Origin of the sequence: Yoonia sp. (assembly GCF_036770585.1) — a bacterium.
Taxonomy (GTDB): Bacteria; Pseudomonadota; Alphaproteobacteria; order Rhodobacterales; family Rhodobacteraceae; genus Yoonia.
Window position 1 is genome coordinate 1 of record NZ_DAIPIW010000079.1, and the last position, 11,166, is coordinate 11,166.

The window sequence follows — 11,166 nt, forward strand, 5'->3', positions numbered from 1 at the left end:
GGCAGGTGCTGCCGGCGCGCCATTCGCGCCCGCAGCATGTCTTGTGGGGGATCAGCCCTGAACCTCGCCGTCGATCACCAGCTGTCCGCCGGTCAGGCCGATGGGAAAGCTGTCGATATAGGCGTTGGGCGTGCGTCCATCATAGGGGATGCCGTCGATCAGGTCGGTCGCCACATTGCGGAACCCATCCGTATCCCAGGGAAAATCCGCCTCGCTGGCCAGCCCGTCCTCGACCAGGCTGCGCGCCGCTTCGAGGTAGATATCGGGGCGATACACCGAGGCGGCGACCTCGTGGTACCACTCGTCCGACTTCGGCTCGGCGATCTGGCCCCAGCGGCGCATCTGCGTCAGGTACCAGACGGCATCAGAGTAATAGGGATAGGTCGCATTGTAGCGGAAGAAGACGTTGAAATCCGGCACCTCTCGCACATCGCCGGGCTCGTATTCGAAGGTTCCGGTCATCGAGGCGGCGATGGTCTCGACGTCTGCGCCAACGTATTCCGAGTTGGACAGGATCTCGACCGCTTCCATACGGTTGGCATTGTCGTTTTCATCCAGCCACATTGCGGCGCGGATCAGGGCACGGACGATGGCCTGCGTGGTGTTGGGGTTTTCCTCGACGAAATCCGCGGTCAGGCCAAAGACCTTTTCGGGGTTGTTCGGCCAGATCTCGTAATCCGTGATGACGGCCACGCCGATGCCGCGCTGCACGGCGGCCTGGTTCCAGGGTTCACCCACGCAGTAGCCGAAGATCGTTCCCGCCTCGAGGGTCGCGGGCATCTGCGGCGGAGGTGTCACGGACAGGAACACGTCCGCGCCAATCTGCCCCGTGATGTCGGCGGGGCTGTAGTAGCCCGGGTGCAGGCCGCCAGCGGCCAACCAGTAACGCAGCTCGTAATTGTGGGTCGAGACGGGAAAGACCATGCCCATGTCGAAGCGGATGCCTTCGTTGCGGAATTGCTCGACCACGGGGACCAGCGCCGCGGCGCTGATCGGATGCTGCGGGCGGCCGTCGGGCATCGAGGGGATATGCGGGCGCATCAGCTCCCAGACCTTGTTCGACACGGTGATGCCGTTGCCGTTCAGGTCCATGGAGAAGGGGGTGACGATATGTGCCTCGGTGCCGTAGCCGATCGTGGCCGCAATGGGTTGGCCGGCCAGCATATGCGCGCCGTCGAGCGTGCCGTCGATCACGCCATCCAGCAGAACGCGCCAGTTGGCTTGCGCTTCGAGCGTGACGAAAAGGCCCTCATCCTCGAAATAGCCGCGCTCGTAGGCGATGGCGAGCGGCGCCATGTCGGTCAGTTTGATGAAGCCGAAGGTCAGCTCGTCGATTTCAAGGTCCTGCGCGGCCAGCGGCCCCGAAAGGGCAGTCGTGGCGGCCAAAGCTGCGATCAGTATTCTCATGGTGTGCTGTCTCCTGGCTGGTGTCCGGCAGGGAGGCGGCCGAACAAACGCAAAAAAGCCGCTGATCACATCGCCGTTTGGCAACACGATCGAGCGGCTGTGCTCGGATTCCCGGACGATGGGAGAATTCTGTGCGAGGACGTCATTGTCCCCGACTGGGATCACGATGGCGCTGATCCCGGGAGAAGGCAACCTCTTCAGGCCGCCTGTTTGATCGAATGCTGCACTGCCGCATCGTCGGGGAATATTTTGCCTAAATGATAGGCGTCAATTCCCCGATGGGTCAAAAATGCGCCCGTCAAAAAACTCGTCCCGCTCCAGAATCAACCTCCCCGTCCCCGATGCGACGGGGGTTTCATGTGCAAGCGAGCCTTCCAGTTTCTCGGAAGCGCCCGGCAGATCGGCACCGGCGGCGCCCATCGCTACGCGGTAAAGGTCGCTGCGAAAGACGCCCCCCGCGCGCTGCATCGACGATGCCGGGTCCAGCCCCGAGCGGCGCGCGATCTGGCCGCCGATCCATTTGGCCTGGCTTCGCCATGGGAAGTTGGCTGCGCCGCGGTGGAATTCGAGAAACCCCGGCACTGTCCGCACCTCGCCGGTGGCCGACACCATCAGGTTGCCGGAGAGCGCCCGGTCGATCACCTCGGACGGCAGGTCCAGCCACGCCCGGCGCGAAAGCATCTCGGCGGCGGCTGTGCGGCTGTCGGGTTGCGCCAGCCAGCGCCCCGCCCGCCAGACCGCGCGCATCATGCGCTCTAGAAGATGGGGTTCGGTCTCGGCCCATTCGGTGCGGGTCGCCAGCACCTTTTCCGGCGCAAAGGCCCAGATCGCAGCACCCGGCAGCAAAAGCGCACCGGCATTCGCTTCGACCGAGACCGAGCCCCATGGCTCGCCGACGCAGAAGGCGTCGATCTCACCCGCAGCCAGCGCCTGCGCCATCAGCGGTGGGGGCACGGTGCGGATGGTGATCCGGATATCGGACAAGGGCGTCGCGGCGCACCAGACGTGCAGCAGCTCGACATGCATGGAGAAGGGGAACGGAACACCGATCGTCAGGCCATCGCCCGCAACCCTCGCCAAGGCCGCGCCCGCCGCGGCTGCGTTCGCAAAGTCGAACGGGTGGCCGTCCGCCCGCAGGCGGGCTTCCAAGGCGCGGCTGACGCCGATCACGTTGCCGTTCACCGACAGCACCGAGACAGCCGACAGCCCCGTCGTGACGCCGCCCAACCCCAGCGCCATCGCGATGGGCACGGGCGACAGCAGATGCGCGGCATCCACGCGTCCAAAGGCCAGCATATCACGCACGGACGACCAGGACGGGGCCGAAACCAGATCGAGCGTCAGTCCCTCGGCTTCCGCGAACCCCATTTCCTGCGCCGCGATAAGCGGGGCCGCATCCACAAGAGGCATGAAAGCGACCGGGAGCGAGACCGTCTTCATTGCAAAAGGCCCGCCGCCGTCACCAGGGCCTCGGCCACTTCCGCGACCTTGCGGCCCTGGTCCATCGCAGCCTTGCGCAGGATCGCATAGGCTTCGTCCTCGCCGATCCCCTTGGCCTTCATCAGCAGGCCCTTGGCGCGATCGATGACCTTGCGCTCTTCCAGGGCGCGGCGGGTTTCATCAAGCTCTGTGCGCATCTGGCGCATCATCTGGAACCTTGCGATTGCCGTGTCCAGCACCGGTTTCAGCCGCTCGGGCTGAAGCCCGTCGACGACATAGGCCGAGACCCCCGCCTCGACGGCAGCACGCGCCAGTCCGCCCGCCGCGCCAGAGACGAACATCGCCACAGGCCGCTCGAGCGGTCCGGAGGCCAGGGTCAATTCCTCCAGCATGTCGCGCGTTGGATTGTCGATGTCGATCAGGACAATATCGGGGAGAAAGGCCGCGATCTTCCGCGCCAACCCCGTCACGTTGCCGATGACATGAAGGTCATAGTCGCCGCTGTCCTTGAGGGCATCGACGATCGCAATCGCGCGATCCCGGTCTTCTTCGACGACAACGATGGATAAAGGGTCGGACATGTCTTGCCGATGATCCGCAGCGCCCTGCCTTGCAAGTGCTGTGTTGTTGCGGCGCAAGATGGACAGCAGTCGCGCCGAAAGCATAGGCGTGCCGGGATCACGCTGCCCAATTCGTGAGCAGATGGAAACTATCGCGGCCAAGCGACTGCATGATCAGTCCCCGGGATACGCGCAATCCGCCAAGGTCCATCGGCGTGCATTCTGTCTAGTCCCAGCGTGTGGTGGCCTGGTGATCTGTGACCATCAAAGGGACGCGCTATGGAACAAATTCTTCAGGGCAGCGCCGCGACATCAGCCGTCTGCCGGGCAAGGAGGGCGACAAGCCGAAGAAGAAATTCAGGCATTATCCTTCTGGTTATATCCACATCGACATCGCCAAGTTGCGCACGGCCGAGGGCAAGCCTTACATTTTCGTGGCTATCGATCGAACCTCAAAGTTCGGCTTCGTGCGGCTGGAGAAAAAGGTCGGCAAGATGGCCGCTGCCCAAATCCTGCGCGATCTCATCGCGGCGCTGCGCTACAGAACCCACACGAACCTCACCGACAACGGCATCCAGTTCACAAACCGAAAACACGATCGCCATGCGATGGAGCACATCTTCGACCGGGTCTGCTCGGAGCAGGGGATCGAGCAACGCCTGACAAAGGTGAACCATCCCTGGACCAATGGCCAAGTCGAGCGCATGAACCGGACGATCAAGGACGCGACCGTCAAGCGCTACCATTATGCGGCACTCACTCCGCTCGAAACCGACCTCGGCGACTTCTTCGCAGCCTACAACCATGCGCGTCGCCTCACGTCGCTGCGGGGTCTCACGCCATGCGAGTTCATCTGCAAAATCTGAACATCAGAGCCAGAAAGATTCACTGTCAATCCAACCCACCACAGGCTGGGACTAAATACCTAACCTTCTGACGGGAACAGATGCGCCTCGGCAGGGTCGAAGCGCAGCGCGACTGCCTGATCGGGGGTGAACACGCGATCTTCTGAAAAAGTTGCCATCAGGTTGGTGCCGTCACGCAATACCAGATCGGCCACGGTTTCGCTGCCCAGCCGTTCAGCGACCACGACCTTGCCTTCGACCAGTCCCGCACCCTGGCCATCGGCCGACAGGTATTGCGGGCGCAGACCCATCACGGCGCGGCTGCCTTTGGTGATGGCGCGACCCTTGGTGCTCAGCACTACAGGGTCCATCGCCGGATGCGCAACCTTTGCTTCCGGCCCTTGCACATCCAGCACATCGACGGTCAGGAAATTCATCGACGGTGCCCCCAGAAACCCCGCCACGAACAGGTTTTCGGGGTTGTGATACAGGTCCATCGGTGCGCCCATCTGCATGACGCGGCCTTCCTTCAGCACCACGATCTTGTCGGCCAATGTCATCGCCTCGACCTGATCATGGGTCACATAGATCATCGTCGCGCCAAGCTGGCGATGAAGCTTACCGATTTCCATGCGCATATCCATGCGCAGCGCAGCATCCAGATTGGACAGCGGTTCATCGAACAGGAACACATTGGGCTTGCGCACGATGGCCCGGCCAATGGCGACGCGCTGGCGTTGCCCGCCGGATAACTGGCTGGGGCGGCGGTCCAGCAGATGTTCCATTTGCAGGATGCGTGCGGCGTCCTGCACTTTGGCGTCCTTGTCGGCCTTGGAGGCGCCCGAAATGGTCAGGCCAAAGGCGATATTCTCGCGCACGGTCATGTGCGGGAAAATGGCGTAGGACTGGAACACCATGCCCACGCCGCGTTCCTTGGGGGTGATGTCATTGACCACCCGCCCGCCAATGGACAGCGTGCCGCCCGAGATATCCTCCAACCCCGCGATCATGCGCAAGAGCGTGGATTTGCCGCAACCCGAAGGGCCGACGAAGACACAGAATTCGCCATCATTGATGTCGATATCCACGCCCTTGATCACATCAACCGCGCCATAGGATTTGCGGATGTCTTTCAAGCTCACATCAGCCATGGTCCTACTCCGCCGCCTGAGGATGCGCGCGCACGATCAGCCGGCCATCGTCCAGCACTTCGACAGGCTCCGGATCTAGGATGACGCCCTGAAACTGCCCATCCGCGCCCCTGTCGGCAAACCCCATGATGCGCAAACCCGCGTCGGTTTCGACAATCCGCGCCGCGTAGCGACGGCAGGGCAGCGCACCGTCCAGAAACGGTCCCGGCGCAATGGTCCAAGGCCCGCGCGGGTTGTCAGCAATCAGGTAATGGGTGCCTGTCACCGGGCCGCCGGGGATCGCTGCGGCCTGCGCTTTCGAGAAATGCTCGGCAGCGGTGCAGAACAGGCAATACCAGCGGCCCGCGACTTCGAAAACCTGCGGCACTTCCAATTGCCCGTAGCCGCCTACGAAAACCGGCGGTTGCAGGGTCCATGTCATCAGGTCATCAGAGGTCGCAAGGCCGATCGCGCCGCCTGCATTGGGTTCTTCAATCCCCGGCGCGCGGGCCGTGAAATACATCAGCCAGCCCGCGCCATTGGGGTCGCGCATGACCCAGGGGTCGCGCATGGCGCGGTCATGCCAGAAGCCTCTTGCAAGATCGGCCTCATAACCGCGCGCGGTCGGCTCGGTCAGGTCCAGACACAACCCATCGCCCACGCGCTGCCAGTTGTGCAGATCGTCGGACGTGGCGTGCCCGATGCGCTGATAAAGCCCCTCATCCACCTTGGACGTACCGGTATAGAACAGGTGCCACAGCCCGTTATCGTCGCGCACCACTGAGCCTGTCCATGTGGTGAAATCATCCCATGCGGGGCTGTCCGACGGGGTCAGAGAGGTGCCCAGATGATCCCAGTTCACTAGATCGTCGCTGACAGCATGGCCCTGCGTCACGTTGAAATGCCGCAATTCGGGGTTGACGAGCGACTTGTCTGCTTTCAGGAAAAAGACATGCCATTTGTCGCCGTCATGGGCATACCAGCTGTCCCAGATCCATTGTTGTTCCAGAGCGAGAACCATCTCGGTTATCCTTTCACACCGGTTGAGGCGATGGAGGCGATGAAGGCGCGCTGCAAGGCCAGATAGAAGGCCAGCACCGGCACGGTTATCATGGTCAGATAGGCCATGACCTCGCCCCATGCGATGTTGAGTTGGAAGAAGTATTGCAGCCCGACCATGACAGGGCGGTATTGCTCCTGCTGGACCACGATCAGGGGCCAGAGGTATTGGTTATACATGACAAGAAATTTCAGGATTGCGGCCGTTGCCAGCACCGGGCCGGACAAGGGCATGACCACGCGCCAGTAGATCTGGAACCACGTCGCCCCTTCCACGCGCGCGGCTTCGATCAGCTCGCGCGGCAGGCCCTTGAAGTATTGCACGAACAGAAAGATCGTCAACGCATCGGCGATCCAGGGGATGATCTGGACCCGGTAGCTGTTCAGCCACCCAATCGTGACGCCGTCCCAACCGATCCATGGCAGTTTCGACACCAGCAGCAGAAGCGGAATGGCGATGGTTTCAAACGGCACGATCAGCGTCGCAAGGATGACAGACAGGAACAGGTCGCGCCCGCGCCAGTTGAGGTAAACGAAGGCAAACCCCGCCATGGAGCAGACAGCCAGACACAAGAGCACGGTCAGACCCGTGACCAGAACCGAGTTGAACACGAACAACCCGATTGGCGCGCGCTGGAAGGCGGCGGTGTAATTGTCCAGGCTGACATCACCCACCGGCAGGAACGCGCGCAGGCTGGACGTGTCGGCCAGAAGCTGTTGGTCAGGTTTCAGGCTGGACATCACCATGAAGACCAGCGGAAAGACGAAGATGACCGCGATCAGCACCAGCACAGCGTAGCGCACAACCAGCCGCAAGCCGTGATTGTCGGGGGAAATGACAGCCATGTCAGGCCCTTTCTCTGGTCAGCCAGCGTTGCACCAGCGAAATGGTCAGTACGATCAGGAACAACACCACGCTGATCGTCGCCCCGCCAGAGATGTCCTGTTTGCCATAGCCGCGCTCGACCGCCTGAAAGACCAGCGTTTGCGTGCTGTCCAGCGGGCCGCCGCGGGTCATGACATCTATCTGCGCAAACAGCGCGAAAGCCTGCATGGTGATGACGATCAGCACCAGCACTGCCGTATGCCGCAAACCCGGCCATGTGACATAGCGGAAACTCTGCCATTTGGACGCACCTTCGATCTCGGCGGCCTCATAGAGCGTCGGGCTGATGGTTTGCAGGCCAGACAGCCAGATAACCATATGGAATCCCACGGCTTGCCAGATCGACATACCCATGATCGCGGGCAGCGCCGTGTCGGGATTGCCCAGCCAGTTGACGGGCTGGAACGCCCCGAAACTCAGCCCCGACAAAAGGTTGTTCAGCAAGCCGCCATCCGCCGAATAGATAAACCGCCAGAGCAGCGAGACGACCACGATCGACACCACCACTGGCATGAAATAAACCGCCCGGAACACTGTGATCCCGCGCAGTTTCTGGTTGACCAGCAGCGCCAGACCCAAGGCCAGCGCCCCTTGCAGGGGCGCCACGACCAGCACGAAAGTGACCGTGTTGACCAGCGCCTTCATGAACACCACGTCGCGCGCGACCACCACATGCGCCGTCTCGCCAAAATGTATGCGGAACCATTCGCGCATACCGCGATACTGCGGAAAATCGGGGTCGCGGGTGATGTCGCGCACGCGGGGATAACTCGGTGTCCCGGCCGCGTCGCGCAGGATCTGGCCCGCTTCGTCTTGTTCCGGGGTCAGCCGCAGCACCGAAACCGACAGCATGTCGCGGTAGTTCTGCAAGCCCACATATTGCGTGGGGTTGGGCGAGATCAGCCGCTGGTTGGTCAGCGACAGCGCGAAGGCGAAGAAAAACGGCAGGATGATGAAAGTCGCGATCAACACGATCCCCGGTGCCGCGAATGCCCAGCCCGCGCGGTTTGATGTGGTCAGTTTCGAAGACATGGGTGTGCCTTTTGCTGCCAGAGGTGAAAAGTCTGCGCACCCTGTGGCGGGCACGCAGATGCAGGCTTAGTGGCCGTAGCCCCCGTTGCGTGCGATGTCGGCGTCGATCTCATCCACTGCGGCATCGAGTGTATCGGCCACATCCGCCCCATTGGCGATATCGGCCAGCGCTTTTTCAAACACCTTGGCCTGTACGACATAGCCCGGTGTCACAGGGCGCACGAGGGCTTGTGCTTCACTCAACTCGAAGAATACGGCCATCGCCCCGCCTTCGGCATAATTCTCTGTCATCGCCGCAGCAGAGGCTGTGGCCGGGATCAGGCCGATCCCGTTCGAGAAGGCCGCAAGATATTCGTCCTGCAAGGCAAATTCGATGAAGGCCGCAGCACCTTGGGGGTGCTGCGATGTGCCCGATACCCCGAACTGCCAGCTTGCCGCGCCGATTTTCGGGCCATTGCCGAAATCGGGGGCAGGCAGGAACAACGTGTCGTCAAACGCGCTCAGGGCATTCAGCGCGGCCCAGTTGCCATTCCACGAAAACGCATAGCGCCCCTCGATGAAGCCATTATCGCGCGCGGCCGGGTCCTGGCTGGTGCCCGGCGCATAACCGTCCGCGAACAGCGATTGCCACCAGTCCCCGAAGGCCATTGCAGCATCGCCGTTCAACACACCATCGGCTGTCTGATAGGTGCTGCGATCCACGATGTCACCGCCGAAGCTTTGCAGGAAAGGCGAGAAGGCGTAAGGATACCATTCCCCGGTCCAGGCCATGCCAGGATCGAAAGCGTATTCCCAGTCACCGGCGGCTTTGGCCGCATCGAGGGCGGCCATGAATTCCTCACCGCTCCACGGCTCTGCCAGCGTGGGGGTGCGCAGGCCCAACGCATCCAGCGTGGATTGACGCGTGACCAGCGCCACTGCGGCGTCCCACAGACCGATAGAGTAAAGCTGCCCGTCCCAATAGCCCTTCGTGCCGGGCAGGAAATCCGCGATCACGGCTTCGTCCAGCGGTAGGGGCTGCATGTAGCCCGCCCAGGCCCAGTTGGGCATGACAGGGCCGTCAACATCAAGAATGTCGGGCAAATTGCCCGCCAGCGCTGCAGCAACGACAGAGTCGTTGTAGGCTCCTTGCGGGAAGCTTTCGAGCGAGACGGACCAATCGGCCTGGCTTGCATTGAAGTCGGCCACAATCTGATTGATGATTGCGCTTTCGACCTCGTTGCCCGCGCCGTGATACCACATGGTCAGCGAGGTCTGCGCGAATGCCGCGCCAGAGGTCAGAGATTACGCCGCTACTGTAAAGGCGGCAAGGTACTTCAGTTTCATGGTGTCCTCCCTTTTGAGACTGAATTCAGGTTTGGATGGCCGTAACAGAATCCCGCCAGACAACGGGGGAAGCCGTCAGTTCGCACGAATTGTCCGCAGGCGGCGTGCCAGAGCCGATCTGCGCAAGAAGCCGTGCGGCAACGCGCTCGCCCATCACGCGGTAGGGCAGCTCGACGGTGGTCAGTGGCGGAAACAGCGTCTCGGCAATGGCGCGGTAATTGTCATAGCCAGTGATCGAGATTTCTTCGGGCACCCGCATTCCGCGTCGCCGCAAATGTCCATATAGACGCAACGCCATTTCATCATTGCCGCAGCAGATCACCGTGGGCGGGTTTGGCAGGTCAATCAGGTGATCAATCGCGCGGGCAAGGCAGGCATTGGCATCGGGAGCGTCTTGCTTGTGCCCCTCGATCACGAGGGCCGGGTCAAAGCCGATCCCGGCTTGCGCCAAGGCATCCCGGTAGCCCAGAGACCGCAGGCGGGTCGCGTCCATATCGCGGTCAAGCGTGACATAGGCAATGCGGCAATGGCCATGCGCAACAAGCCGTTTCGTCAATGCGTACTGGCCCCCACGATCATCGGGCAGCACGCAGGGGCGCCCGGTCGCGTCATAGCAATTGACCAGATGTATAGGGCAACTGGCGACAGCATCCGACAAGTCAACCTCGCGGTGGTAATCGGCAACATAGATCAAACCTTCGACCCGATGTTCCTGAAAAGTCTGGATCAGGGGTTTCACGCGGTCTTGCGCACCGCCGGTATCGGCGATCATCAGCGTCATGCCCCGTGCGGCCATATGGGCCTGAATGCCTTGCACGATATGTAGATCCGGCAGCCCCGTGGGTTCGGTCGGTTCGGCATTGCGCGAGATCGCCCCCGTGATAAGCCCGATCAGCCCGGACTTGTTCGAACGCATCATGCGCGCAGCTTGCGAGGGCACATAGCCAAGCTCTTGCATCGCCTGATGGACCTTTGCGCGGGTTTTGGCGCCGACGGGACCATCGCCATTCAGGACACGCGAAACAGTCTTCGCAGATACGCCCGCTCGGCCTGCAACGTCATAAATCGTCGACATCCGCTCCCCCCTTGGCGTGTGGCAACAATGGTCACCTACCTATGACACCGATGTCATGTCATCGGTGTCATATATTTTCCGGATGATGATTCTGTCAGTCGGAAAGATTTCGGACCGGCGTTGTTTCATTACCTCGGCCCGAGGCGTGACGTCCCTTTACCCCACTGACGTCATGCCACGCGGACGATTTCGGCGGTGCCCGGGGCATTGAAGCGGTTCATGAGGGCGATGCGGATGTGGATTGCGGCCATCTGTCGGTCGGGGTCGCTTGCCATGAGACGCTCGCCGAGGGATTTCAGGCAGCGCATCTTCGCCTCGATCCAGCTGCGCGCGTGGTATCCGGTCCAGCGTTTCGAGAACGCCCGCCCGTAGTATCGCGTTGCGCGCAGGGTGTCATCGCGGGCGC

Annotated in this window: 9 protein-coding genes and 2 pseudogenes; 1 reads left to right on the forward strand and 10 read right to left on the reverse strand. The window is 61.8% G+C overall.

Going from position 1 to position 11,166, the window contains the following annotated elements:
• Positions 1-51 precede the first annotated feature (51 nt).
• The 3 genes from V7N12_RS12005 to V7N12_RS12015 form a co-directional block, all read right to left on the reverse strand.
• Positions 52-1,407, reverse strand: a complete 1,356-nt coding sequence (locus tag V7N12_RS12005; protein WP_333714827.1) for a CmpA/NrtA family ABC transporter substrate-binding protein — start codon at positions 1,405-1,407, stop codon at positions 52-54.
• Positions 1,408-1,674: 267 nt separating this feature from the next.
• Complete coding sequence (locus V7N12_RS12010; RefSeq protein ID WP_333714828.1) at positions 1,675-2,847, reverse strand: ABC transporter substrate-binding protein; 1,173 nt, start codon at positions 2,845-2,847, stop codon at positions 1,675-1,677.
• Positions 2,844-3,428, reverse strand: coding sequence for an ANTAR domain-containing response regulator (locus V7N12_RS12015; RefSeq protein WP_333714830.1), 585 nt, complete (start codon positions 3,426-3,428; stop codon positions 2,844-2,846). The genes V7N12_RS12010 and V7N12_RS12015 overlap by 4 nt, the downstream gene beginning before the upstream one ends.
• A gap of 278 nt (positions 3,429-3,706) precedes the next feature.
• Between V7N12_RS12015 and V7N12_RS12020 the strand changes: the two are divergent.
• Positions 3,707-4,336, forward strand: a pseudogene (locus V7N12_RS12020) (integrase core domain-containing protein); the annotation flags it as partial.
• Here V7N12_RS12020 and V7N12_RS12025 read toward each other — a convergent pair.
• The 7 genes and pseudogenes from V7N12_RS12025 to V7N12_RS12055 all read right to left on the reverse strand — a co-directional run.
• Positions 4,333-5,403 carry an ABC transporter ATP-binding protein gene (locus V7N12_RS12025; RefSeq protein ID WP_333714831.1) on the reverse strand — a complete coding sequence of 357 codons (1,071 nt, stop codon included), beginning with the start codon at positions 5,401-5,403 and terminating at the stop codon, positions 4,333-4,335. The pseudogene V7N12_RS12020 and the gene V7N12_RS12025 overlap by 4 nt on opposite strands.
• 4 nt (positions 5,404-5,407) lie before the next feature.
• The gene (locus V7N12_RS12030) at positions 5,408-6,403 is read right to left on the reverse strand and encodes a levansucrase (RefSeq protein WP_333714832.1); all 996 of its coding nucleotides are present in this window, start codon (positions 6,401-6,403) and stop codon (positions 5,408-5,410) included.
• A gap of 5 nt (positions 6,404-6,408) precedes the next feature.
• Positions 6,409-7,287, reverse strand: a complete 879-nt coding sequence (locus V7N12_RS12035) for a carbohydrate ABC transporter permease (RefSeq protein ID WP_333714833.1) — start codon at positions 7,285-7,287, stop codon at positions 6,409-6,411.
• Position 7,288: 1 nt separating this feature from the next.
• The gene (locus V7N12_RS12040) at positions 7,289-8,359 is read right to left on the reverse strand and encodes a carbohydrate ABC transporter permease (RefSeq protein WP_333714834.1); all 1,071 of its coding nucleotides are present in this window, start codon (positions 8,357-8,359) and stop codon (positions 7,289-7,291) included.
• A 66-nt stretch (positions 8,360-8,425) separates the two neighbouring features.
• Positions 8,426-9,601: a sugar ABC transporter substrate-binding protein gene (locus V7N12_RS12045; protein WP_333714835.1), complete on the reverse strand. Its 1,176-nt coding sequence runs from the start codon at positions 9,599-9,601 to the stop codon at positions 8,426-8,428.
• A gap of 109 nt (positions 9,602-9,710) precedes the next feature.
• Positions 9,711-10,760, reverse strand: coding sequence for a LacI family DNA-binding transcriptional regulator (locus V7N12_RS12050; RefSeq protein ID WP_333714836.1), 1,050 nt, complete (start codon positions 10,758-10,760; stop codon positions 9,711-9,713).
• A gap of 170 nt (positions 10,761-10,930) precedes the next feature.
• A pseudogene (locus V7N12_RS12055) lies at positions 10,931-11,166 on the reverse strand (IS5/IS1182 family transposase); the annotation flags it as partial.